The organism is Devosia geojensis (genome assembly GCF_000969415.1).
GTDB lineage: Bacteria > Pseudomonadota > Alphaproteobacteria > Rhizobiales > Devosiaceae > Devosia > Devosia geojensis.
In genome coordinates this window covers 87159-109682 of record NZ_JZEX01000124.1, presented here as the reverse complement: position 1 = coordinate 109682, position 22524 = coordinate 87159, and the positions used below count along the sequence as shown (strand labels likewise).

At 66.6% G+C, this 22524-nt stretch carries 23 protein-coding genes, 1 tRNA gene and 1 pseudogene; 13 read left to right on the top strand and 12 right to left on the bottom strand.

The window, feature by feature from the left end:
* Positions 1–20: 20 nt before the first annotated feature.
* The 4 genes from rpmA to VE25_RS14990 form a co-directional block, all read right to left on the bottom strand.
* Positions 21–287: a 50S ribosomal protein L27 gene (gene rpmA / locus VE25_RS15005; RefSeq protein WP_046109441.1), complete on the bottom strand. Its 267-nt coding sequence runs from the start codon at positions 285–287 to the stop codon at positions 21–23.
* 11 nt (positions 288–298) lie between these two features.
* Positions 299–964 (bottom strand): 50S ribosomal protein L21, encoded by a 666-nt coding sequence (locus tag VE25_RS15000; protein WP_046109440.1) that lies wholly within the window; start codon positions 962–964, stop codon positions 299–301.
* Positions 965–1193: 229 nt separating this feature from the next.
* Positions 1194–2009 (bottom strand): MBL fold metallo-hydrolase, encoded by an 816-nt coding sequence (locus tag VE25_RS14995; protein WP_244466940.1) that lies wholly within the window; start codon positions 2007–2009, stop codon positions 1194–1196.
* Positions 2010–2128: 119 nt separating this feature from the next.
* Positions 2129–2539, bottom strand: a complete 411-nt coding sequence (locus VE25_RS14990; protein ID WP_046109477.1) for a gamma-glutamylcyclotransferase family protein — start codon at positions 2537–2539, stop codon at positions 2129–2131.
* A 137-nt stretch (positions 2540–2676) separates the two neighbouring features.
* Here VE25_RS14990 and VE25_RS14985 point away from each other — a divergent pair.
* A tRNA-Ser gene (locus VE25_RS14985) sits at positions 2677–2766 on the top strand.
* Positions 2767–2819: 53 nt separating this feature from the next.
* On the opposite strand, the gene VE25_RS14980 is transcribed toward VE25_RS14985, so the two are convergent.
* On the bottom strand, positions 2820–3374 hold the full coding sequence (locus VE25_RS14980) for a hypothetical protein (protein ID WP_046109439.1): 555 nt from the start codon (positions 3372–3374) through the stop codon (positions 2820–2822).
* Between the two features lie 157 nt (positions 3375–3531).
* Here VE25_RS14980 and VE25_RS14975 point away from each other — a divergent pair, with 157 nt between their 5' ends.
* The 6 genes and pseudogenes from VE25_RS14975 to VE25_RS23010 all read left to right on the top strand — a co-directional run bounded on the left by VE25_RS14975 (position 3532) and on the right by VE25_RS23010 (position 9998).
* Positions 3532–4593: an aldo/keto reductase gene (locus tag VE25_RS14975; protein WP_046109438.1), complete on the top strand. Its 1062-nt coding sequence runs from the start codon at positions 3532–3534 to the stop codon at positions 4591–4593.
* Complete coding sequence (locus VE25_RS14970; RefSeq protein WP_046109437.1) at positions 4586–5269, top strand: fumarylacetoacetate hydrolase family protein; 684 nt, start codon at positions 4586–4588, stop codon at positions 5267–5269. Before VE25_RS14975 ends, VE25_RS14970 begins: the two co-directional genes overlap by 8 nt.
* Entirely contained in the window at positions 5269–6357 is a 1089-nt protein-coding gene (locus VE25_RS14965; RefSeq protein ID WP_046109436.1) for an ATP-dependent DNA helicase, read from the top strand. Before VE25_RS14970 ends, VE25_RS14965 begins: the two co-directional genes overlap by 1 nt.
* A gap of 484 nt (positions 6358–6841) precedes the next feature.
* Positions 6842–8650 (top strand): annotated as a pseudogene (locus tag VE25_RS14960) (cation:proton antiporter domain-containing protein); the annotation flags it as partial.
* 556 nt (positions 8651–9206) lie between these two features.
* Complete coding sequence (locus VE25_RS14955; protein ID WP_046109435.1) at positions 9207–9635, top strand: RrF2 family transcriptional regulator; 429 nt, start codon at positions 9207–9209, stop codon at positions 9633–9635.
* Positions 9636–9851: 216 nt separating this feature from the next.
* Complete coding sequence (locus VE25_RS23010; RefSeq protein WP_160299992.1) at positions 9852–9998, top strand: hypothetical protein; 147 nt, start codon at positions 9852–9854, stop codon at positions 9996–9998.
* Between the two features lie 302 nt (positions 9999–10300).
* Here the strand turns inward: VE25_RS23010 and VE25_RS14950 are convergent, their stop codons facing one another.
* The 6 genes from VE25_RS14950 to VE25_RS14925 all read right to left on the bottom strand — a co-directional run bounded on the left by VE25_RS14950 (position 10301) and on the right by VE25_RS14925 (position 15794).
* Positions 10301–11176, bottom strand: a complete 876-nt coding sequence (locus VE25_RS14950) for a sigma-70 family RNA polymerase sigma factor (RefSeq protein WP_046109434.1) — start codon at positions 11174–11176, stop codon at positions 10301–10303.
* Between the two features lie 7 nt (positions 11177–11183).
* A complete protein-coding gene (locus VE25_RS14945; RefSeq protein WP_046109433.1) occupies positions 11184–11639 on the bottom strand; it encodes a carboxymuconolactone decarboxylase family protein in 456 nt (151 codons plus the stop codon).
* Between the two features lie 96 nt (positions 11640–11735).
* Positions 11736–12545: an ABC transporter permease subunit gene (locus VE25_RS14940; protein ID WP_046109432.1), complete on the bottom strand. Its 810-nt coding sequence runs from the start codon at positions 12543–12545 to the stop codon at positions 11736–11738.
* Entirely contained in the window at positions 12545–13498 is a 954-nt protein-coding gene (locus VE25_RS14935; protein WP_046109431.1) for an ABC transporter permease subunit, read from the bottom strand. The genes VE25_RS14940 and VE25_RS14935 overlap by 1 nt, the downstream gene beginning before the upstream one ends.
* On the bottom strand, positions 13495–14643 hold the full coding sequence (locus VE25_RS14930) for an ABC transporter ATP-binding protein (protein WP_046109430.1): 1149 nt from the start codon (positions 14641–14643) through the stop codon (positions 13495–13497). The genes VE25_RS14935 and VE25_RS14930 overlap by 4 nt, the downstream gene beginning before the upstream one ends.
* A gap of 62 nt (positions 14644–14705) precedes the next feature.
* Entirely contained in the window at positions 14706–15794 is a 1089-nt protein-coding gene (locus tag VE25_RS14925) for a polyamine ABC transporter substrate-binding protein (RefSeq protein WP_046109429.1), read from the bottom strand.
* A 468-nt stretch (positions 15795–16262) separates the two neighbouring features.
* Between VE25_RS14925 and VE25_RS14920 the strand changes: the two genes are divergently transcribed.
* From VE25_RS14920 to VE25_RS14905, 4 genes are all read left to right on the top strand, one after another.
* Positions 16263–17210, top strand: a complete 948-nt coding sequence (locus VE25_RS14920) for a pseudouridine-5'-phosphate glycosidase (RefSeq protein WP_083988978.1) — start codon at positions 16263–16265, stop codon at positions 17208–17210.
* Entirely contained in the window at positions 17207–18091 is an 885-nt protein-coding gene (locus VE25_RS14915) for a carbohydrate kinase family protein (protein WP_046109427.1), read from the top strand. Before VE25_RS14920 ends, VE25_RS14915 begins: the two co-directional genes overlap by 4 nt.
* Positions 18092–18188: 97 nt before the next feature.
* Positions 18189–18548 (top strand): hypothetical protein, encoded by a 360-nt coding sequence (locus VE25_RS14910; protein WP_046109426.1) that lies wholly within the window; start codon positions 18189–18191, stop codon positions 18546–18548.
* Positions 18549–18551: 3 nt separating this feature from the next.
* Entirely contained in the window at positions 18552–18752 is a 201-nt protein-coding gene (locus tag VE25_RS14905; protein WP_046109425.1) for a hypothetical protein, read from the top strand.
* Here the strand turns inward: VE25_RS14905 and VE25_RS14900 are convergent.
* Positions 18749–20146 carry a M20/M25/M40 family metallo-hydrolase gene (locus tag VE25_RS14900; protein ID WP_046109424.1) on the bottom strand — a complete coding sequence of 466 codons (1398 nt, stop codon included), beginning with the start codon at positions 20144–20146 and terminating at the stop codon, positions 18749–18751. The two genes, VE25_RS14905 and VE25_RS14900, sit on opposite strands and share 4 nt — an antisense overlap.
* Positions 20147–20344: 198 nt before the next feature.
* On the opposite strand from VE25_RS14900, the gene VE25_RS14895 reads away from it, so the two are divergent.
* Complete coding sequence (locus tag VE25_RS14895) at positions 20345–20605, top strand: spike base protein, RCAP_Rcc01079 family (protein ID WP_046109423.1); 261 nt, start codon at positions 20345–20347, stop codon at positions 20603–20605.
* Positions 20605–22524 carry an SGNH/GDSL hydrolase family protein gene (locus tag VE25_RS14890; RefSeq protein ID WP_046109422.1) on the top strand — a complete coding sequence of 640 codons (1920 nt, stop codon included), beginning with the start codon at positions 20605–20607 and terminating at the stop codon, positions 22522–22524. Before VE25_RS14895 ends, VE25_RS14890 begins: the two co-directional genes overlap by 1 nt.

Below are 22524 nucleotides of genomic sequence, written 5' to 3'. Positions count from 1 at the left end.
GGGTTGAGGTCCGTGCCGGGTTATTCGGCGGCCTCTGCCGGGGTCACGGACACGAAGACTTTCGAGTTGGCGCGGGTGCGGAACGTCACGTTGCCGTCGACGAGGGCATAGATCGTGTGGTCCTTGCCCAGGCCCACGCCCGTGCCGGGATGCCACTTGGTGCCGCGCTGACGCACGATGATGTTGCCGGCAACGACGGTTTCGCCACCGAACTTCTTGATGCCGAGACGGCGGCCGGCCGTATCGCGACCGTTGCGGGAAGAACCGCCAGCTTTCTTGTGTGCCATCTTCTAGCTCCTTATTCCTTGTCCGCCTTGGCGCGCGGGGGCTTGCCGGCGATGAGATCCTTGGCCTGGCCGATCCAGTCCTCGCGTTCGATGCGACCCTTGAAGTTGAGCTCCGCGTCGAACTTGGCAACGTCCTCGTCGGTCCAGGCGGCGATCTGGGTGAGGCTCGTGACGCCGGCGGCGGCGAGCTTCTTTTCCAGGGCCGGACCGACGCCGCCGATGAGCTTGACGTCGTCCTTGAACTCGGCCGCGGGCGCGGCGGCTTCGGCCGGCTTGGCCTCCGCCTTCTTGGCCGGAGCCTTGGCGGGCTTGGCCTCGGCAACGGTTTCGGTCTTCTCGGCCTTGGCCGCGGCCTTGATCGTCGGCTTCTTGCCGCCGGTCAGGATCTCGGTGATCCGCACGGTCGACAGCAACTGCCGGTGGCCGTTGCGGCGGCGATAATTGTGGCGACGGTTCTTCTTGAAGATGATGACCGTCTTCTGCTTTTTGGTTTCCACCAGCTCGGCAGCGACGAGCGCGCCATCCACCAGCGGAGCGCCGACGGTGTCGCCCACCATCAGCACCTCTTCGAAGGTCACGATCGAGCCGGGCTCGGCATCGATCTTTTCGACCTTGAGGACGTCGTTGGCGGCGACCTTGTATTGTTTGCCGCCGGTCTTGATCACAGCAAAAGTCATATTCCCACGCACCGGAACTTTCCCGTTCCGATCCTTGTTCTGTCGCGCCCTGTGGCGCCGCAGGCATTTGCCTTGTCCTGCGGGCTTCATCGAGAGTGCCGGATGTCCGGCAGGCGGCCTCGAGCAGCGGATTTCATAAAACGAACGCGCGCCAGCCAGGGCCGGCACGCTTCCGGTTGGGGCTTATCGATGGAAACGCCCCGTGAGTCAAGCCTTTTGGGCTTAACCTTCAGCCCTCGCCCTCGCGATACCAGGCGCCGCGCCGCACCTCGGTCAGCGGCTGGACCAGCTCCTCGAAGGCGTCGAGGTCGCTGCCGCGGTAGTGGTAGGGATAGACGATCGCCGGCTGGAAGGCGTTGACCGCGTCGGCGGCCTGCTCGACGTCCATCGTATAGGGTAGGTTCATGGGGATGAACGCCACCTCGATGCCGGAGAGCGCGCGCATCTCCTCGGTGTCCTCGGTGTCGCCGGCGACATAGACCAGCTTGTCGGCGAAGGTGAGGATATAGCCGTTGTCGCGCCCTTCCGGATGGTACTGCTGGCGCTCGGGCGTGGTGTTGTAGGCGGGGATGGCGCGCACCTGGATGCCGCTGACGCTGCCGCTCTCGCCATTGGCGAGGGCGGTCGCGCGCGCCTGGAGCGCCTCGGGCAGCATGTTGTAGACGGCCTCGTTGACGATCAGCGGCGCTTCCCCGGCGACGGCCTCGAGAGTCGGCAGGTCGAAATGGTCGCCGTGCTCATGGGTGATGAGGATGCCGGTCGGGGCCGGCAGGTCGTCATAGAGCTCGGCCCCGCCGACCGGATCGACATAGAGCACGTGCCCGCCCCAGGCGAGCAGGAGGCTCGCATGCTCGACGGGGCGGATGACGAGATTGCCCTGGGTGGTCTCGACCGTGTCGCCTTCCATCACCTGCTCCTCGGGCGGGGCCTCTTCCGGTTCCTCTTCGGTCCCTTCCTGCGCCAGGACAGGGCCGAGCGCTCCACCTGCGAGCTGCGCCACCGGCAGCGCGGAAAGGCCGAGGACGACGTCACGACGTTTGACCATCTTATTCTCCCTTGAATGAAAAAGTCCCGGATGGCACTGCCCTTGGTGCGCCCGGATTACGCAAGCCTTGCGGATTTATTGCGGCAAGTTGGCGTCGCCAACGGTTTTGTGATCGTACGCTAGCGCGGCTGCGGACGGTGGCCGAACTCGCCGGCGAGCATCGCCGTCTTGTGACGCACCGTCCAGTCCTCGAGCGTCCATTCGCGCGCTCCGGCGCCGATTTCGACGACGGGCATGTAGGTTTCCGCAACAACGGCCCCCCGCCCGGTTGCGACGCGAACGGCGTCCCGCCGGTACTCGTGCGCCTCGAAGGCGTCGAGCATGGCCAGATCCGCGCCAGTCAGCCCCGTCAGCAGCAGGCCATGCGCTCTCTGCCCTTGCGCCGGGGCCAGCGCCGGATAGGACCGCCCGGGATAGAATACCGTGCGATAGCCGGGGAGGGTCGCCGGCTCCGCCTCGACATCGCGCCCGAGCACCGCGGCGCGGATGTCGGGATCACGCAGCGTTCCATAGACGAAGAGCGGGCTCATCTGCATGGGGCTCAGCGAGGGTTGCGAACGTTGCCGCGAATGCGCAAATGGGGTGTTGCGGCAGGCAGATTGCTATGCCATAAGCCCTGCCTTGTCGACCGGTCGCGCGGATTCCCATCCGGCGATGACGACCTCGCGGAGAGGTGGCAGAGCGGTTGAATGCACCGCACTCGAAATGCGGCATAGGGGCAACTCTATCGGGGGTTCGAATCCCTCCCTCTCCGCCATCCTGCGCTTTCGCCGGCCGAAGACGCCGGTAGCCCCCAGTCCATCGGCGCGCCTAGTGCGCTTTCCTGCCCTCTTGCTGGGCTTTCTTCAGGTCCTCGTCGAAGAGCATGCGCTCGTCGGGATCGGCGGTGTCGCGGCCATCGGGGGTGAAGCGGAGCTTTTCCATGTAGGGCGTCGGTTTCTTGCGCCGGTAGTCGGCGAATTCCTTGGCGTAGTACGCGCGCGCCTCCTCGACCGACTTCGCGCCGGTGACGATATCGTGCATCAGGTTGAGCGCCAGGAAGTTGGCCTGCTCGTCGTGGCAGCGCGCCGAAACCTCGCCGGCGGTGCGCTCGACGATGACGCTGCCGTCGAAGGCGGCAAGGTCGGAGAATTTCTCGGGCGGCACGTGATAGTCGATGAAGGATTCGACCGAGTCGATGTGGGGCGCGGGAAAGTTGTGGTTGAAGAACGCCTTGCTCGCGACGATCCGCTTCCAGGGGCCGGCCTTGTGCCAGATGAGCTGGCTTTGACTCGTCTCGTCGGGTTCGCCATAGGCGTCGAGCACCAGCTTGGCGGCTTCGCGCGATTCCTCGGGCCAGGTTTGCATGATGTCGGTTGCGGCCATTCTCGGGTCTCCTCGCTCGTGCCAGGTCGGTGCTAGGCGAACCGCGCACGCCATGTCGGGGTTGCATGGCTTGATCCATGCCAGCTTCACCGCCGTTGACCCGAGTCCCCTGCCGCAGTAGCCCTTAACGCTCCCATGACGTGAAGGAGTCGGTGCAATGGACTACCGCTATCTCGGCCGGTCGGGCCTCAAGGTTTCGGTGCTGAGCGTCGGGACGGTGACGTTCGGCGGCGACGGGCTGTGGGGCGATACGGACGTCACCGGCGCCGCCCGGCAGATCGACATGTGCCTCGATGCAGGCATCAACCTCATCGATACCGCCAATGTCTACAACAAGGGCGTTTCGGAAGAGATCACCGGCGAGGTGCTGCGCGACGGCGGTCGGCGGCAGCGCGCGCTGATCGCCACCAAGGTGCGCTTTCCGTTCGGCGACGGTCCCAATGACCGCGGGCTGTCGCGCCACCACATCATCGCCCAGTGCGAGGGCAGCCTCAAACGCCTCCAGACCGACGTCATCGATCTCTACCAGGTCCATCAGTGGGACGGGCAGACGCCCCTCGAGGAGACGATGGAAGCCCTCGATACCCTGGTGCGGCAGGGGAAGGTCCGCTACATCGGCTGCTCGAACTATTCGGGCTGGCACCTGATGAAGGCGCTCGCCGTCGCCGACAGCCGCGGCTACCAGCGGTTCGTCGCCCAGCAGATCCACTACACCCTCTATTCGCGCGAGGCCGAATACGAGCTGCAGCCGATCACCGTCGACCAGGGGCTCGGCATACTCGTCTGGAGCCCGCTCGCCGGCGGGTGGCTCTCGGGCAAGTACACGCGCGCCAGCCAGCCCGAGGACGGCCGACACGTGCGCGGTTTCCGCGAGCCGCCGGTGCCCGATCCCGAGCGGCTCTACGACATCGTCGATGTCATCAATGCGGTTGCCGCCGAGCGGGGCGTTTCGGGCGCGGTCGTTTCGCTGGCTTGGGCTTTGCAGCGCAAGGGCGTCTCGTCGGTGATCGTGGGCGCGCGCACCGACGCGCAGTTCGCCGATAACCTCAAGGCCGCCGATCTAAAGCTCAGCGACGACGAGGTCGCCCGGCTCGACGCCGTCAGCCAGCGTCCGCTTCCCTATCCCTATTGGCACCAGTCCTTCACCGCCCAGGACCGCTTGAGCGAAGCCGATCTCGTGCTGCTCGCCCCTTATCTCGAGGAGTACAAGCGTGGCTGAGTTCGTCGTTCCGCGCCCTGCGCAGGTATCCGTGCCCGTTGCCGGCGGCGGGCTCTTTCCGGTGCGGCGCGTCTATTGCGTCGGGCGCAACTATGCCGAGCACGCGCGCGAGATGGGCAATGATCCCAAGGATCCGCCATTCTTCTTCGCCAAGCCCGCCGATGCGCTGGTGATCGGCGGAGGGAGCGTGCCCTACCCGCCGCAGACGCAGGACCTCCACCACGAGGTCGAGCTCGTCGTCGCCATCGGGCGCGACGGGTTCGGCATCGAGGTTGAAGACGCGCTCGCCCATGTCTATGGCTATGCCGCCGGCATCGACCTCACCCGCCGCGATCTGCAGGCCGCCGCCAAGAAAGCCGGCCGCCCATGGGAGATGGCCAAGGCCTTTGATCATTCCGCGCCGATCGGCGAAATCGTGCCGGCCGAAAAGATCGGCCATCCGGACAAGGGTGCGATCACGCTTGCCGTCAACGGCGCCGAGCGGCAGCGCGGCGACCTTGCCGACCAGATCTGGACCGTCGCCGAGACGATCGCCTATCTCTCGCAGTTCGTGGCGCTGAAGGCCGGAGACCTCGTCTTCACCGGCACGCCTGCCGGCGTTGGAGCGGTCGTTGCCGGCGACGTGATCGAGGGGGATATCGAAGGGATCGGCACCGTCAGGACGCAGATCGTCTGATGGTTGCCTGGTCGGCCCAGCAGGACGCTGCCCTGAAGGCCGTCTCGGCCTGGCTCAAGGACACGGACGGGCCGCAGGTCTTCCGCCTCTTCGGCTGGGCCGGCACCGGCAAGTCGACGCTGGCAAGGCACCTGGCCGAAGGGGTCAACAGCGTCAAATACGCCGCCTTCACCGGCAAGGCCGCCCTCGTCATGAGGAAGCGCGGCTGCAAGGGCGCGCAGACCATCCATTCCCTCATCTATTCGCTGGTCAGCGAAAAGGAGGGCGAACCGCGGTTCGTGCTCGATCCGGAAAGCCCGGCGGCCGACGCCGACCTCATCGTCATCGACGAGGTGTCGATGGTCGACGAGCAACTGGGGCAGGATCTTCTGTCCTTCGGGGTCAAGGTGCTGGTGCTCGGCGACCCCTTCCAGCTGCCGCCGGTGCAGGGGGCCGGGTTCTTCACTGCCGACGAGCCCGATATCATGCTCACCGAAATCCACCGGCAGGCGGCCGACAACCCCATCATCCACCTTTCCATGCAGGTGCGCGAGGGCGGGCGGATCGAACGCGGCCAATATGGCGAGAGCCGGGTCATCGGCCGGGACGCGATCGATACCGGCGATGTGCTCGATGCCGATCAGGTGCTGGTCGGGCGCAACAAAACGCGCCTCATGTACAACGACCGCCTGCGCGAATTGAAAGGCCTGCCGTTCCACGAACCGGTCATCGGCGACCGGCTGGTGTGCCTGCGGAACAATCCAAGGAAGCGCCTGCTCAACGGGCAGATCTGGATCATCACCGAAGTGAGCCGCAAGGCCAACGGCCGCTACCAGCTGCTGCTCGGGGCCGACGAAGGTCGCGGGGAGGCCAAGGTCCTCACCCACAAGGCGTTCTTTTCCGGCGAGGAGGACCAGATGGCCTGGCCTGAGCGCCGCCAATACGACGAGTTCACCTTCGGCTACTGCCTCACCGTCCACAAGGCGCAGGGCAGCCAGTGGGACAAGGTCTTCCTGTTCGACGAAAGCTTCGTCTTCCGCGAGGAGCGCGCCCGCTGGCTCTATACCGGCATCACAAGAGCGGCCGAGCAGATCACCATCGTGAGTTGAGGCAGGGGCGCCCCCAATGCTTCCCACCCCCGATGTCACCCCGGCGTAAGCCGGGCCCAGCCGCTCAACCGGTTTTCTCACCGCAGCAATCCCGCCCCCCAGGGTCATCCCCGCGAAAGCGGGGACCTCCGTTTGCTGCACCGCAATAGGAAAACAGAGGTTCCCGCTTTCGCGGGAATGACCCGGTGGCAAAGTTGTTAGCGCACGAGAATCGTCGGGTCAGAGTGTACTGGGTCCGGCTTTTCGCTGGGATGACGGCCGGTGGGTATGGATGTTTTGATGCCCCCTCGGTCGTCATTCCCCGCATCACGTCGATTTAACCCGTCCGCCACATCCGCGACGGAATCGCCCCGCATGAAAACGCCAGCCCAACCTGTGGCGGATGCGTGAATTTTCGGCAGGCGAGATGCTTGCGCGAAACGTGTTCATACCCCATTTTGCCACTAGACATTTACATCATCGCTGAGTTTGCCCGGAGGCCTTAATGCACCACGAGACCCCTCTGATCACGACGATCGTCGCGGGTCTCGTATTGGCATTCATCTTCGGCGCGATCGCCAATCGCCTGCGCCTGCCGCCGCTCGTCGGCTATCTCTTCGCCGGCATTCTCGTCGGTCCCAACACGCCCGGTTTCGTCGCCGATCAGGAGCTGGGCCTGGAGCTCGCCGAGCTCGGCGTCATCCTCCTGATGTTCGGCGTCGGCCTGCATTTTTCGCTGCGCGACCTGATGAGCGTGCGCGCGCTCGCCATCCCCGGCGCCGTCGCGCAGATGGCGGTGGCGACGCTCCTCGGCCTCGGGCTTGCCGTGCTCATGGGCTGGAGCATTCCGGCCGGCCTGGTCTTCGGCCTCGCCCTTTCCGTCGCCTCGACCGTCGTGCTCCTCAAGGCCCTGCAGGACAGGCGCCTCATCGAGACCGAGCGCGGGCGCATCGCCGTCGGCTGGCTCATCGTCGAGGATATCGCCATGGTGCTGGCGCTGGTGCTGATGGCGGCGCTCGCCGGGCTCGCCGGCAATGGGGAAAGCGCGGTCCACGACCCGTTCGTCTCGTTCGTCGAGCGGATCCTCGGCATAGATGTCGGCATCTGGGGCATTCTGGCGCTCACCATCGTCAAGGTCGCCGCCTTCGTCGGCTTCATGCTGATCGTCGGGCGCCGGGTCATCCCCTGGGCACTGCACGCCACCGCCCATACCGGCTCGCGCGAGCTCTTCCGCCTCGCGGTCCTCGCCATTGCGCTCGGCGTGGCGCTCGGTTCTTCGATGCTCTTCGGCGTCTCGCTGGCGCTGGGCGCGTTCTTTGCCGGCATGATCCTGTCGGAGAGCGAGCTCAGCCATCGCGCCGCCCAGGAGACGCTGCCGCTGCGCGATGCGTTCGCAGTGCTCTTCTTCGTATCGGTCGGCATGCTGTTCGACCCCTCGATCATCCTCACCAATCCGCTGCCGCTCATCGCCACGGTCTTCATCATCGTCATCGGCAAGTCGCTGGCGGCCTTCGCCATCGTCGTGCTGTTCCGCCGGCCGGTGTCGACGGCGCTGACCATCTCGGCGAGCCTGGCGCAGATCGGCGAGTTCTCATTCATCCTCGCTTCGCTCGGCGTGTCCCTCGCCCTGATGCCGCCCGAGGGGCAGGATCTCATTCTGGCGGGCGCGCTCATATCCATCATCCTCAACCCGCTGGTGTTCGCGGTGATCGACTTCGTGCGGCCAAGGCTCGAGAGCAGGATCGCCATGCGCAGGGCCGCCCGGCAGGTGCCCGAGGAGCCGTTCGACGGCCCGCTGATGCCGTCGGAGACCGTCACGGCCAACGACGCCATGTCGAGCGTCGCGCCCGAGCCGCAGGTTGCTTCCGGCGAGGCCGCAGAGGCCGACGCGGAAGCGGACGAGGAGGAGGCCGCCGGCCCCACCAGCCAGAGCGAGCACACCATCCTTGTCGGTTTCGGGCGGGTGGGCAGCGTCGTCGGGGAAGGCCTTCATGCCGCCGGCGCGCCGCTCGTCGTCATCGAGGACTCCGACACCTCGATCAAGGCGGCGCGCGACATGGGCATCGAGGTGGTGGTGGGCAACGCCGCGGCGGTCGACGTCTTGAAGCTCGCCAACATCGCGGGCGCGCGCACCCTCCTCATCGCCATTCCCAATTCGTTCGAAGCGGGGCAGGTGGTCGAGCAGGGCCGCAAGCTCAACCCGGCCATCCGCATCATCGCGCGCGCCCATTCTGAGGAGGAGGAGAGCTATCTCGCCAATCTCGGGGCCGATACCGTCATCATGGGCGAGCGCGAGATCGGGCTCGGCATGCTCGCCTGGGTCAAGGGCGAACGCGAGGCGATGGCGGCGGCGGTGGCCGAAGCGATCCGGCTCGCCCCGACCGAGAACGTCATCGACGCAGCCATCCGCCCGGCGGCGGACGAGGAGGACGCAAGGCCCGGCGCGGACGACGTACCTCCTGGCGAGGCCGCGGTGGACGTCGCGCCCGCTGCCGACGCCGAGCCGGAAGGTGAAGCCGAGCCGCCGGTCGAATCTCCTCCCCCCGACGTCCCCGAAGCGGTTGTGGATGAGCCGCCGGTCGAGGGTAAAAAGAGCGGAGCACGGCAGAGGACGAGGGCAAGGAAGCGGAGCGCGGCTCAGGCCCCAACCGCAGAACAATCCATCCAGCCGCTGCCCGACGAGCCCGTTCCCCTGCCGCCTTTAAGCGAGGAGGACGCGCCTGCCGCCGACGAGGAGACCGAACCGGTTGCCGAGGAGACCGGCGAAGACGCTGACGGGACGCAAGCCGAAAAGCGCCAGGTTCCGGCGGTCGAGCCCGAGCCGCGCAAATGACGCGGCGGCCGGGCATTCCGCGTAAGGAAGGTACGCAATGATCTCGCAAAAGGCCAAATATGCCCTGCGCGCGCTGGTCGCCCTGTCGCGCACGCGCACGGGCGCGACGATGATGATCGGGGAGATCTCGCGCGAGCAGGCGATCCCCAAGAAGTTCCTCGAGCAGATCCTGCTCGAATTGAAGCGGGCCGGGATCGTCATGAGCCTCAGAGGCCGCTCGGGCGGCTATGCGCTCCTCAAGGCGCCGGAGGAGGTGACGTTCGGCGAGGTGTTGCGCCTCATCGACGGGCCGGTCGCGCCGCTGCCGTGCCTCTCGAAGATCGCCTACCGGCGCTGCGAGGATTGCCAGGACGAGACGAGCTGCGAGGTGCGGCACGTTTTCGAGCGGGTGGCGCTGGCGACGCGCGGGGTGCTCGACAGCACCACGTTGGCCGACGCCCTCAAGCTCGAGGACATGCCGATCTAGCGCCCCACCCCGATGCTGCGTTCACCAACTGTTAGCATTTGGCGGGCAATCGGTTATTAAATTTTATCGATATGTGCGGGGCTGTTTGAATCCTGTGGCCTTGCGCTTCAAGAGAGGAATGAAATTCCTCCGCCGCCGGTTTGTGGCGAAATGGTGACCTTGCCAATTCCCGACTGTTCCGATAGAGTTTACTCACAACATCTGTCGGGAGACGGAATGAAAGTCTTGGCAACCGCTCTGGCCTACGCGGCGCTCGCCGCCTCCGTGGCCTTCGGATTCCTGGTGATCACAGCCCACGCGGAACCCTCGCCGGCGCTGATCTCCGCCCCCGCCGACGGCAACTTGTTGGCGACCCTCTTCTAATTTCCGGTATCCATAACCGCTGGCGGACCATGGTCCCCGCGGCAAATTAAAAAGGGCCGTCCTGCAAAGGACGGCCCTTCCTGAGTTTCACGGCCTTTCAAGGGCCCGGCCGGCAAGCCGGCCGAAAGGAAGCAGGTGCTTCTAGCGGAGGGCTACCTCCGACACGACCACCTTGAATCCAAGCCCTTCGTTACGAGCCGTAACCTCATGAGACATTGGATCACCTCCTTTCGCTGATTGAACATGTCGTGAGCATGCGTGGGTTTGGCGGACCTGTCCAGTCACAATTTTCGTGAACGGCCTTAGTGGCGCGACGCCCCGATGTGGCGCAGCTTGTCTGGGTTGCGCACGATATAGATGGCGGTGATCCGTCCGGCATCGAGGGCCAGGGCGGTGGTCTGGAGCGTCTCGTCTTCCTCGATGGTCACGAAGCCCGGCAGGCCGTCGATAACGCCGTAGCGCACGAGTTGCGATGTGCCGCGGGCGAAGGACAGGGCCAGCCGCTCGTGCACGGCCATGACTGCTTCGATGCCGATGACGGGCTCCGGCGTCGCCGGCTTGCGGCCGCCGCCGTCGGAATGGGCGACGACATCGGCCGAGAGCAGGGCGCGCAGGCGCTGCATGTCGCCGCCGCGCGAGGCGTCAAAGAAGGCGGCGGCGATCTCCATCGCTTCCTTGCGTGGCACCGGATAGCGCGGTTTGGCCTCGCGTACCGCGAGGCGGGCGCGGCTGGCAAGCTGGCGGCAAGCCGTCGGCGTGCGGCCGATGGTTTCGGCGATTTCGGCAAAGTCGGCGCCGAAGACGTCATGGAGGAGGAACGCGGCGCGCTCGAGCGGCGAGAGCCGCTCGAGCGCGAGCATCAGGGGCAGGGTGATGTCGTCGAGCAGCTCGTCCTCGGCAGGCGCATCGATGAACGGCTCCGGCAGCCATGGACCGACATAGGTCACGCGCCGCCGGCGCGCCGACTTCAACTGGTCGAGACAAAGCCGGGTGACGATGCGCGTCAGAAAGCCTTCCGGCTGACGCACCGCCGCGCGGTCGGCGGTGTGCCAGCGGATGAACGCGTCCTGCACCACGTCCTCGGCATCGGCCAGGGACCCGAGCATGCGGTAGGCGACGCGTAGGAGCCGCGGCCGCAGCGGGGCGAAGACCGCGCCTGCCTCGTCGGTGGACGGCATCGCGGCCTCACGCGGCCTTGGCCGCCGCGACCGGGGGGTGGCCGACGGCAAAGCCTACTCCCAAGCGATTGAAGCCGTTGACCAGGGCGATCATGAGGGTCAGCCTCACCTGTTCCTCCTCGCTGAACTCGGCTGCGAAGGCCTTGTAGACATCGTCGGGCACGCCGGCGGCGCTGACGAGGGTGAGGGCTTCCGCCCAGGCAAGCGCTGCCCGCTCGCGGCTGGAAAACAGCGGCGAGCGGCGCCAGGCGGCGAGCACGCCGAGGCGCTCTTCGCTCTCGCCGTTCTCACGGGCCAGCCGGAGATTGTTGAAGAGGCTCGCGGTGCATCCGTTGATCTGCGAGGCGCGGATGCGCACGAGGAACGACAGGCCCGCATCGAGGCTGGAATGCACGCTCGCGCCGAGGTCGACCAGCGGCTGGATGAGGGCGGTGTGGGCGATGAAAGGGTTCGGTCTCGTCATGGTGATGTCCTTACGTGGCAGGTGGCAAGGACAAGACGAGACGGGCACGCCGTTTGTGACATGCATTTGGGCGGAAGGACGCGCCTTTCCTGTCGATCAGGCCCGCGCCCGTTTCGGGCGGGCGCGGAGCTGGAAGATGGTGGCGGCGACGACGCCGAGGGCGACGATGCCGATGATGATGGTGGCAAGCGCGTTGACGTCGGGTGAGACGCCGAGGCGGACCTTGGAGAAGATGACCATGGGCAGGGTCGAGGAGCCGGGACCCGAAACGAACGAGGCAATGACGAGGTCGTCGAGCGAGAGGGTGAACGCCAGGAGCCAGCCCGAGACCAGCGCCGGCGCGATGATGGGCAGGGTGATGTCGAAGAAGACGCGCGCCGGCGTGGCGCCGAGGTCCATGGCCGCTTCCTCGAGGCTGAGGTCGAGGTCGGAGAGGCGCGACTGCACCACGACGCAGACATAGGCCATGCAGAAGGTCGAGTGGGCGATGGTGACGGTCAGCATGCCGCGCCCGGAGGGCCAGCCGAAGAGGCCTTCCATGGCCACGAACAGCAGCAGCAGCGAGAGGCCGGTGATGACGTCGGGCATGACGAGCGGGGCCGAGACCATCCCGGCAAGCGCCGTGCGCCCGCGGAAGCGCTTGAAGCGCACGAGCGCCACGGCGCAGAGCGTGCCCAGCACCAGCGCGATGGTGGCGCTGATGGCGGCGATCTGCAGGCTCAGCCACGCCGCGCCGAGGATCTGGGGATCGCGGAAGAGCTCGCCATACCAGCGCAGCGAGAAGCCGGACCAGACGGTCACCAGCCGGTTCTCGTTGAACGAGAAGACGACGAGCGAGACGATAGGGGCGTAGAGGAAGACGAACCCCAGTGCCGCCGCGAGAGGAAGGAACCAGCCGCGCCGCATCACTTCCTCCTCTCGACGACCGCATCCTGGGCGCGCTGCATCAGCATGATCGGCACGACCACCACCACCAGCATGGCGATGGCGACCGCCGCCGAGCGCGGCCAGTTGGTGTTGGCGAAGAACTCGTCCCAGAGGACGCGCCCGATCATCAGCGTGCCGGGGCCGCCGAGGAGCGAGGGGATGACGAACTCGCCGATCGCCGGGATGAAGACCAGCATGGAGCCGGCGATGATGCCGGGCATGGAAAGCGGGAGCGTTACCGACAGGAACGTGCGCCAGGGTTTGGCGCCGAGGTCTGCCGAGGCTTCGAGCAGCGCCGGATCGAGCTTCACCAGCGTCGTATAGAGCGGCAGGATCATGAACGGCAGGTAGGTGTAGACGATGCCGACATAGACGGCGAAATCGGTCTGCATCATCACCAGCGGCGGGATACCGAAGAGCCCGAGGAAATTGTTGATGACGCCATTGCCGCGCATGAAGCCGGCGAGCGCGTAGACGCGCAGGAGGAACGAGGTCCAGAACGGCAGGATCACCAGCATCAGGAGGATGTTGCGCCAGGGGTCCTGCGTGCGGGCGATGAAATAGGCCATCGGATAGCCGATGAGGAGCGCGATGGCGGTCGCGATGGCGGCGATCTTGATCGAGTTGAGGTAGGCGTTGACGTAGAGCGCGTCGGTGAAGAGGCGGATGTAGTTGGACAGATGCAGCGTCAGCTGCACGGTGCCGTCCTCGGCCGTCAGCAGGTCCGTATAGGGCGGGCGGCCGAACTGCTTGACGGCGAGCGAGATGCCGAAGACGACGGCCAGCGGCACGAGGAAGAAGACGATGAGCCACAGGGCCGGCGCGAAGATGACGAGCGCGCGGCCCGACAGGCCGATGCCGGCGAGGCTGCGCTCGATCAGCGACCAGGGACGCTGGCGCGGCGGCGGCAGATCGGCGTCGAGCGTGCTCATACCGTCAGCACCGAGCCGGCCGAGCCCGCCCAGGTGGCGTAGACCGGTTCGTCCCAGGTGATGGCGTCGGGATTGCCGCGCACGGTGTTGGTCTGCGTGACGCGCAGGCGCTTGCCGCTGTCGAGGACCACCTGGTAGACGCTCATGTCGCCCAGATACCCGATGTCCTCGACGATGCCCTTGGTGACATTGGCGCCGTTGTAGGCCTCGGGCTTGTCGCGCGAGAGGGTGATCTTTTCCGGGCGAATGGCCCACCAGAGGATCTGGTCGGGCGCGCAGTCGACGCCGTGGTCGACATAGATGTCGCAACCGAGTTCGCCCGAGCGGATGCGCACGTGGTCCGGCTCGTCCTCGACGACGACGCCCTCGACCATGTTGACCGAGCCGATGAAGCCGGCGACGAACTTGGAATTGGGGAATTCGTAGATGTCGGTCGGCTCGCCGATCATGGCGATCTCGCCGAAGTTCATGACCCCGATGCGCGTGGCAAGGCTCATCGCCTCTTCCTGGTCGTGGGTGACGACGATGAAGGTGACGCCGAGGGTTTCCTGGATCTTGACGAGCTCGAACTGGGTCTCCTCGCGCAGCTTCTTGTCGAGGGCGCCCAGCGGCTCGTCGAGCAGCAGGAGCTTGGGGCGCTTGGCGAGCGAGCGGGCAAGGGCCACGCGCTGGCGCTGGCCTCCGGAGAGCTGATGGGGCTTCCTGCGGCCGTAGTCGTCGAGCTTGACGAGCTTCAGCAACTCGGCGACCCGGTCGGCGATCTCGCCCTTGCCCATGTGGTCGCGCTTGAGGCCATAGGCGATGTTCTGCTCGACGCTCATGTGCGGGAAGAGCGCGTAGGACTGGAACATCATGTTGACCGGCCGGTTGTAGGGCGGCACGCCGGTCATGTCCTGCCCGTCGATCTCGATGCGCCCGGCCGTCGGCTCCTCGAAGCCGGCGAGCATGCGCAGAAGCGTCGACTTGCCCGAGCCTGAACCGCCGAGCAGGCAGAAAAGCTCGCCCTTGTAGATGTCGAGCGACACATCCGAGACGGCGAAAATGTCACCGAACTTCTTGGTGACGTTGGTGATGCGCACGAACGGCTTGGCGGCGGGATCGCGCCAGGGGCGGGTTTCGGCGGCGATCTGGGGCTTCTTGGCCATTGGAAGCGGTCCCGAAAAGCAAAAGGGATGGCGGGGTGGGACCCCGCCATCCACAATGGTTCTTACTGGCCGGTCTTTACCCGGGTCCAGCTGCGCGTCAAGAGCTCATCGTACTCGGGCGTGTGGGCGTTGAGCGGATAGAGATTGGCGGCGACTTCGGCGGGCGGGTAGATCGCCGGGTCGTTCTTGACCTCGTCGTCGATCAGCTCGAGGGCGGCGCCGTTGCCGGACGCGTAGTAGACGTAGTTGGTGTTGGCTGCCGCGATGTCCGGGCGCAGCATGAAGTTGATGAAGGCGTGGGCGTTGTCGACGTTGGGCGCGTCGGCCGGAATGGCGAACATGTCGAACCACTTGAGGGCGCCTTCGGCCGGGATCGTATAGGCGATCTCGACGCCCTGGCCGGCCTCGGCGGCTGCAGCCTGGGCGATGAAGACGTCGCCCGAATAGCCCATGGCCAGGCAGATCTCGCCGTTGCCGAGATCGTCGATGTACTGCGAGGAGTGGAAGTAACGGATGTGCGGGCGCACCGAGAGCAGCAGCTCCTCGGCCGCGGCAAGGTCTTCCTCGCTCTCCGAGTTCGGGTCGAGACCGAGATAGTTGAGGGCGGCCGCATAGACCTCGGCCGGCGCATCGAGCACGGCGACGCCGCAATCGGCGAGCTTGGAAACGGTTTCCGGATCGAAGAGCAGATCCCAGGTGGCAAGGTCCGCATCGGCGCCGAGCCGTTCGGTCACGGCCGCGACGTTGTAGCCGAGGCCGGTGGTGCCCCACATGTAGTCGACCGCATGCTCGTTGCCCGGATCGTGGGCGGCGGTCTCCTCCATGATCTGGGGATCCATGTTGGAGAGGTTGGGGAGCTTGCCCTTGTCGAGCGGCTGGAAGAGGCCGGCCGCGATCTGGCGCTCGAGGAAGAAGCCCGAGGGCACCACGACGTCATAGCCGGAATTGCCGGCAAGCAGCTTGGCCTCGACGATCTCGTTGCTGTCGAACACGTCGTAGTTCACGGCGATGCCGGTTTCGGCGGTGAACTTGGCGATGGTGTCCTCGGCGATGTAGTCGGACCAGTTGTAGACGTTGACGACCTGATCCTGCGCGAGGGCGGGCGTCGCGGCCAACAGGCTGGCGAGGGCGATGGCGAGCGGTGTTCTCATTGTTTTTCGGGCTCCTGTCTCGAATTTTGCAGGGGTTCGGTCCTGCCTGATCGGTCTCAGCCGCAAGACTGTGCGGCGCAGTCTGGCTCACATGCCGTTCGGCCCGCCGGCGCGGTCGGCGCCAGGGCGAGAGTGCGGCAGGTGTGAAACGGATTTGTGAAGGCGCGGATATGTGGCGACGAAGGCGTCGGCGCACGCCTTGGAGGAAGGACCGGCAATGAGCCCGGAGCCGGGCGCGTATCGATGGGCGGGCATGCCGCGGCCAACAATGCTCGTGTTCAGTGCAGTCGTCCTTCGCCTGGAAACGCTTGAGGTTTCGCTGCGCAAACTAGAGCGAAACGAAAGGTGCGACAAGCGGCTCGGCCGTAAGTTTTTGCGGGTATTGACCTTATGCCACATCCGAGCGCAAAACCCGCTCGAGCGGCGCCGGCGCGGCCCTAGTCCCATACGTTCAGCGAGATGCCCGACATGAGCGCGAAGGCCTATCTTTCGATCACCGCCGACATCAAGAAGGCCCTGGCCGAAGGCAGGCCGGTGGTGGCGCTGGAATCGACCATCATCACCCACGGCATGCCCTATCCGCAGAACCTCGAGATGGCCAATGCGGTCGAGGCCGTGATCCGCGACAATGGGGCGATCCCGGCGACCATCGCCATCATGGACGGGCGGTTCGCGGTCGGGGTTTCGGGCGAGGATCTCGAGCGGCTGGCCCAGGAGGGCGGCACGGCCGCCAAGGCGTCGCGCAGGGACGTCGCGAGCCTTCTCGTCAAGGGCGGACTCGCCGGCACGACCGTCGCCACCACCATGCAGATCGCCGCGCTCGCCGGCATCAAGGTTTTTGCCACTGGCGGCATCGGGGGCGTGCATCGCGGGGCCGAGGAGACGTTCGACATTTCGGCCGACCTGGAGGAACTGGCGCGCTCGCCCGTCGCGGTCGTCTGCGCGGGCGCCAAATCCATTCTCGACATCGCCAAGACGCTCGAGGTGCTGGAAACCAACGGTGTCCCCGTCATCGGCTACGGCACCGACGAATTCCCCGCCTTCTGGGCGCGCGAGAGCGGGCACAAGGTCGACCACCGGTTCGATACGGCAGAGGAGATCGCCAGGGTCGTGGCGCTGCAGGGCGAGCTCGGGCTCGGCGGGGTGCTGGTCGCCAACCCGATCCCGGAAGCGGATGCCCTCGAGGCGCAGGCGATCGAGGCGCGCATCGCCGAAGCGATCGCCGACGCCGAGGCTGCAGGCGTGTCGCGCAAGGACCTGACGCCGTTCCTCTTGAAGCGCATCTTCGAGTTGACGCAAGGCAAGTCGCTTGCGGCCAATATCGCGCTCGTCGAGAACAATGCGCGCCTTGCCGCCAAGATCGCCGTGGCGCTCTCGGCCATGCATGCGGGCCAGCCGGCGATCCGGCGCGCATGAGCCGGCGCATCCTCGTCGTCGGGGACGTGATGACCGATGTCATCGTCCTGCCGGACGGACCGATGGTCCTGGGGTCCGACCGGCGGGCGCGCATCCGGCAGCGGCCAGGCGGGTCGGGCGCCAACCAGGCGGTCTGGCTCGGAGCGCTCGGGGCGCAGGTGACGTTCGCGGGCCGTGTCGGCATCGCGGACCGCGAGCGGTGGGACGCCTATTTCACCGCCCGCGGCGTCAGGCCGTTGCTGGCGGCCGACGCAGAGCAACCATCGGGCGTGCTGGTGACGATCCTCGACGCCGCCGGCGAGCGCAGCTTCCTCACCGATCGTGGCGCCAACCTCAACCTGTCTCCGTCCGACTTGCCGGATGCGCTTCTTGACGGCGTCGCGGTGCTGGCCGTCTCGGGCTACAGCCTCTTCGAACCGGGGCCGCGCGCCGCTGTGACGGACCTGATGGCGCGGGCGAGGGCGCGTGACATTGCCATCGCCATCGATCCGGCGTCGGCCGGGTTCATCGAGGAGGTCGGTGCGGACGCGTTCCTCGGCTGGACGGCGGGAGCGACGCTCATCCTTGCCAATGCGGACGAGGCGCAGGCGCTGACGGGGCCTGCCGACAGGCAGGCGCAGGTGCGTGCGCTCGCAGCTCACTTCGCCACGGTGGTGGTCAAATGCGGTGCGACCGGCGCGGTGCTGGGGGACGCGGGCGGCATCCGCCTCGAGCGGTTGGCGCCCAAGGTCGAGACGGTCGACAGCACGGGAGCGGGCGACGCCTTCGCCGCCGGGTTCCTCAAGGCGTGGTGCGAGGGCACGGACGAGGCGGCGTGCCTCGAAGCCGGGATAGCCGCCGGGGCGCGGGCCGTCGCCACGATCGGCGGACAGCCGCTTTGACCCAGTTGACCCAGGACGGCTCGACCGGCATCCATGCCCGTGGCATCGTCGGCGACGGCAAACGGAGGTGCGTGTGCGGATCTGTGCAGCAATACTGATGATGATGGTTGCGAACGCGCCAACCCTCGCCGGTCCGCCGCCGACCGATGACCTCGGCGACAAGGCCGCGTCGGGGCTGCTCCGCCGGTTGGTGACGGCCAATGTCGCCTCGTCCAACTGCGCCGGATACGAGGTCAGCAACGCGCAGTGGAAGTTCGTCGTCGATACCGCCGACCAGGTCGCCAACCAGCTCGGCCTCGACAGCGCCGGCTATGACGAGCGCTATTACGGTCCCGCATTCGATGCACTCGACGACGATCCGCAGTTCTGCGAAACGCAAGGGCCGCTGGTCGCGCCGCTGATCGAGGAGATGGTGGCGCGCGGCGGCACCATCGACAAGTACAAGGCCGGGGGCTGAGCGATGCCGACGGTTCCGACGCTCGAAGAGATCGAGGCGACCGTTCTGCGGATGGAAGCAAAGTGGGTCGGTTCGGCGCACTTTGCCGCCTATCGCGATCTCTGCCGCCGGTTCGAGGCTGACCTTGCCGATCCGCGCGATCTTGCGCTCGCCAAGAGCGCGGCGCTGATGCTCATCAAGGAGCTCGAGGGGCGGGATTCTTAGCCGGCGAACGCCGCCAGCACCCGCGCCCAGCTCCTGATGCCCTTGTGGAAGCTTGTCAGGTCGTATTTCTCGTTGGGCGAGTGGATACGGTCGTCGTTGTGGGCGAAGCCGATGAAGAGCGTGTCGAGACCGAGAAGCCGCTTGAAGTCGCCGCCGACGGGGATCGAGCCGCCCGAGCCGGTGATGACGGCGGGCTTGGGCCATTCCCCCGACAGCGCCGCCAGGGCCTTGTTGAGGAGCGGGCCGTCGGCCGGGACGGTGAGCGCCGGGCTGCCTCCATGCTCCTTGAACTCGACCGAGCAGTCGGCGGGCAGGCGGGCCCGCACATGGTCGCGGAAGGCTTTGCGGATCCTGTCCGGCTGCATGCCGGAGACGAGGCGGAAGGAGATCTTGGCGCTGGCTTTGGCGGGAATGACGGTCTTGAAGCCTTCGCCGGTGTAGCCGCCCCACATGCCATTGATCTCGCAGGTCGGCCGGCTCCAGAGCTGCTCGAGCACCGAGCGGTCCTTTTCACCGGCGGGAATGGAAAGGCCCGCGCCAGCGAGGAACGCCTTCTCGTCGAAGCCGAGGCCCTTCCATTGCGCCTTGACCGTATCGGGGAGCTCGGCGACGTCGTCGTAGAAGCCGTCGATGGTCACGCGCCCGTCGGCATCGCGCAGGGACGCGACGATGTCGGCCAGCACCTGGTTGGGATTGCGCGCGGCGTTGCCGAACATGCCCGAGTGCAGGTCCTTGTCGGCGCAGGTGATGGTGACTTCCTCGCCCACCAGCCCGCGCAGCATCGTGGTGATCGAGGGGGTCTGGCGGTCCCACATGTCGGTGTCGCAGACGAGGGCGATATCGGCCTTCAGTTCCTCAGCATTGGCGGCGATGAAGGGGGGCAGGTTCTTGCCGCCGCTCTCCTCCTCGCCTTCAAGCAGGATCGAGACCCCGACCGGCAACCTGCCCGTCACCGCCCGCCAGGCGCGGCAGGCCTCGATGAAGGTCATCAGCTGCCCCTTGTCGTCGGAAGCGCCACGGCAGACGAGCTGCCTGCTTCCATCGGAAAGCGTCACCAGCTGCGGCTCGAAGGGATCGGTGTTCCACAGATCGATCGGATCGACGGGCTGCACGTCGTAGTGACCGTAGAAGAGGACGTGCGCACCTGGCGCGCCCGTATCGTGGGCGACGACGACCGGATGGCCGGGAGTCGGGCGCACGGAGGCTTGGAATCCTTCGGCGGCCAGATCCTGCGCCAGCCACTCGGCCGCCCGCCGGCATTCTTCTGCATACGCCGGATCAGTTGAGATCGATTTGATGCGCAATAGCGCCTTCAGGCGTTCGAGGCTGGCTTCGAGGCCCCGGTCGATCTCGGCGAGAACGGCGTCGAGTTGCGGGGCTGCGGGCGTGGTCATGGGGACAATCCTCGGGATCAACGGTGTGCGCACAATGGCGCGAGGGCGGGGGCGATGTCCATGCCACGCGGTCCACCTTCTCCGGGACGCGAGGGCATGCCGGATCAAATGACTGATAAAATTGGGTAATCGCGATGTTATCCCCGCATGCGGGGAGCGGCCTAGACTTGTCCGCAGTTTGAAGAACGGAGACAGGTCATGACCGATCCCTATGCCGATCAATCGGCAAGCCTCACCTCGCCGGCGTCGGGGGCGTTCGCCATCGAGCCGCATGACGCCAATGCCCTCCCCCTGACCACGCGGGCGCTCTACGTCGGCATCGGCGGCGATCTCGTCGTCGAGATGCAGTGGGGCGCGGTGGTCAGCTTCGCTAACGTGCCGGACGGGGCCCTGTTGCCGGTGCGGGTCGACAAGGTGCTCGCCGCAACGACCGCAGCCTCGATCGTCGGGCTCGTCTGATGCTGGGGGCGGGTGCGGTAGCGCTGTCCGGCGGGCAGGGCAGCGTATGCGTCTCGCGCCGGCGCGCAGGCAATACGCCGCCGGCGCTGTTCGATGCGGATTTCGCCCGCGGACGTTTCTTGATAGGCGGCGCGCCGGCCGCGACGGAAGCTGCGTTCCTTGCCGCGCTCGGCGGCTCGGTGGTTGCGGGCGGCCACCGGTTCGGTCCTCATGTGGCGGATGACGCGCCGGAACTGCTGACGAACGGCGATTTCAGCGCCGGCACGACCGGCTGGCAGACATCGGGCGCCGCCTCGCTCGCGGTGATGGGTGGGGTCGGCCTGCTCTCGGGCGGCGGGGCGAATTCGCCCGTCGTCGCCCAACTGATCGGAAGTCATTCCGGATCAGGAAAGGCTTACCGCTTCAAGGGGCGCTATGCGCGCGGGACACAGAACAACAGCGTCACCATCGGTGTCTTCAATTCCAGCGGTGGAGCCCCTGATGCGTTCAGTCAGTCCACCGCCGCGCCCGGCCAGACCATGGTCGAAGGGATCATCCATTGTGGCGGTATTCCCCTGGGAGGTCTTTTCGGTGGCAAGTCCTACGGCAACCCGATGACCGGCACGGCGCTGTTCGAGGCCATGTCGATGAAGGAGGCGGTGCCATTTCCCGGATTTGTTGCCGGCGGCATCAGAGTGGTGGTGGCGGCGCGTACGCCCGCAAGCGCTGCGGGCATGCAGATCCTCTGGCAGGCAGATGATGCGGCCAGCAACCTCGGCAATCCCCTCGAGCGCAACTTCGTGCGGCTCGTGCGCGACGGCACGCAGCGTCTGCGCCTTATCGTCTCGAGCGGGGCGACCGGGACTGCCGTCGAGCAGGCCAATCTCGATCTCGGCACCGTGCCGGCCGATACGGCGTTCACCGTCGCTTTTTCGGCAAGCGCCAACGCCTTCGTCGCCAGTCTCGACGGCCGGCAGGCGGTTGCCGACATGTCGGGACAGATGCCGGGCCTGGCTGCCATGCGCATCGGCCACGGTGCGACCGGCTATGCCTGGACGGGGGAAGTCCTTCGGACCACTGTTCACGCCGGCCCCTGCAGCGCCTTCGAGGTCGAGAACCTCGCCTGCGCGCCGGCGTGGCTCGTCGCCGCCTGGGGCGACAGCCTGACCGCGGGCGCCGGCTCGACGGGTGCAGGCGGCTATCCTTCTGCGGCAGCGGCCCTTCTCACGCCGCCACGCGCGGTGGCCAATATGGGCATAGGCGGGCAGAGCTCGACGCAGATCGCCGCGCGCATGAATGCAAGGCCAATATCGGTGAGCGTTGCCAGCGACACCATCCCCGCCTCGGGCCCGGTTGCCGTCACCGACAAATCGGTCAACATCCTCATCGGTTCGGGCGCCTTCGTCGGCAGTCAGGCAGGCTCGTTGGCGGGTGTCGCGGGCATGATGACGACGGATGCGGCGGGCAACTGGACGTTCACGCGCATGAGCGACGGACCGCCCGTCGCCTGTCCGCCCGGCTCCCGGTTCATCACCAGGCTCGGGGAGAGCCTGCACCCCCGCACGCACTGGCTCTGGCTCGGGCGGAACGGCGCGCAGTCCGGATTTTCGGTCGAAGAGGACATTGCCGCAATAGCGACGCATCTGCGACATGGCCGCTTCCTCGTCGGGGCGATCCTGCCGTCCGCAGGCGATAGTGCCGCCGCGATCGCGGCCATCGCGGCGCGCAATGCCCATCTTGCTTCCGCCCATGGCCGGCGCTTCGTCGATTTGCTGGCGGTTCTGCAGGCGGCGGGCGATGGCTCGTCCGGCGATGCGGCGGATATCGCGGCGGGCCTTACTCCCCGCTCGTTGCGTTCCGACGACGTTCATCTCAATGACGCCGGCTATGCCCTCGTCGCGTCGGCCTTCGTGCAGGCGCACGAGGCCATAGGCTGGTAG

Excerpts from the sequence above, each read along its gene's own strand:
- rpmA (WP_046109441.1), bottom strand. The coding sequence starts at position 287 with ATGGCACACAAGAAAGCTGGCGGTTCTTCCCGCAACGGTCGCGATACG.
- VE25_RS15000 (WP_046109440.1), bottom strand. The coding sequence starts at position 964 with ATGACTTTTGCTGTGATCAAGACCGGCGGCAAACAATACAAGGTCGCC.
- VE25_RS14995 (WP_244466940.1), bottom strand. The coding sequence starts at position 2,009 with ATGGTCAAACGTCGTGACGTCGTCCTCGGCCTTTCCGCGCTGCCGGTG.
- VE25_RS14990 (WP_046109477.1), bottom strand. The coding sequence starts at position 2,539 with ATGAGCCCGCTCTTCGTCTATGGAACGCTGCGTGATCCCGACATCCGC.
- VE25_RS14980 (WP_046109439.1), bottom strand. The coding sequence starts at position 3,374 with ATGGCCGCAACCGACATCATGCAAACCTGGCCCGAGGAATCGCGCGAA.
- VE25_RS14975 (WP_046109438.1), top strand. The coding sequence starts at position 3,532 with ATGGACTACCGCTATCTCGGCCGGTCGGGCCTCAAGGTTTCGGTGCTG.
- VE25_RS14965 (WP_046109436.1), top strand. The coding sequence starts at position 5,269 with ATGGTTGCCTGGTCGGCCCAGCAGGACGCTGCCCTGAAGGCCGTCTCG.
- VE25_RS14955 (WP_046109435.1), top strand. The coding sequence starts at position 9,207 with ATGATCTCGCAAAAGGCCAAATATGCCCTGCGCGCGCTGGTCGCCCTG.
- VE25_RS23010 (WP_160299992.1), top strand. The coding sequence starts at position 9,852 with ATGAAAGTCTTGGCAACCGCTCTGGCCTACGCGGCGCTCGCCGCCTCC.
- VE25_RS14950 (WP_046109434.1), bottom strand. The coding sequence starts at position 11,176 with ATGCCGTCCACCGACGAGGCAGGCGCGGTCTTCGCCCCGCTGCGGCCG.
- VE25_RS14945 (WP_046109433.1), bottom strand. The coding sequence starts at position 11,639 with ATGACGAGACCGAACCCTTTCATCGCCCACACCGCCCTCATCCAGCCG.
- VE25_RS14940 (WP_046109432.1), bottom strand. The coding sequence starts at position 12,545 with ATGCGGCGCGGCTGGTTCCTTCCTCTCGCGGCGGCACTGGGGTTCGTC.
- VE25_RS14935 (WP_046109431.1), bottom strand. The coding sequence starts at position 13,498 with ATGAGCACGCTCGACGCCGATCTGCCGCCGCCGCGCCAGCGTCCCTGG.
- VE25_RS14930 (WP_046109430.1), bottom strand. The coding sequence starts at position 14,643 with ATGGCCAAGAAGCCCCAGATCGCCGCCGAAACCCGCCCCTGGCGCGAT.
- VE25_RS14925 (WP_046109429.1), bottom strand. The coding sequence starts at position 15,794 with ATGAGAACACCGCTCGCCATCGCCCTCGCCAGCCTGTTGGCCGCGACG.
- VE25_RS14920 (WP_083988978.1), top strand. The coding sequence starts at position 16,263 with ATGAGCGCGAAGGCCTATCTTTCGATCACCGCCGACATCAAGAAGGCC.
- VE25_RS14915 (WP_046109427.1), top strand. The coding sequence starts at position 17,207 with ATGAGCCGGCGCATCCTCGTCGTCGGGGACGTGATGACCGATGTCATC.
- VE25_RS14910 (WP_046109426.1), top strand. The coding sequence starts at position 18,189 with ATGATGATGGTTGCGAACGCGCCAACCCTCGCCGGTCCGCCGCCGACC.
- VE25_RS14905 (WP_046109425.1), top strand. The coding sequence starts at position 18,552 with ATGCCGACGGTTCCGACGCTCGAAGAGATCGAGGCGACCGTTCTGCGG.
- VE25_RS14900 (WP_046109424.1), bottom strand. The coding sequence starts at position 20,146 with ATGACCACGCCCGCAGCCCCGCAACTCGACGCCGTTCTCGCCGAGATC.
- VE25_RS14895 (WP_046109423.1), top strand. The coding sequence starts at position 20,345 with ATGACCGATCCCTATGCCGATCAATCGGCAAGCCTCACCTCGCCGGCG.
- VE25_RS14890 (WP_046109422.1), top strand. The coding sequence starts at position 20,605 with ATGCTGGGGGCGGGTGCGGTAGCGCTGTCCGGCGGGCAGGGCAGCGTA.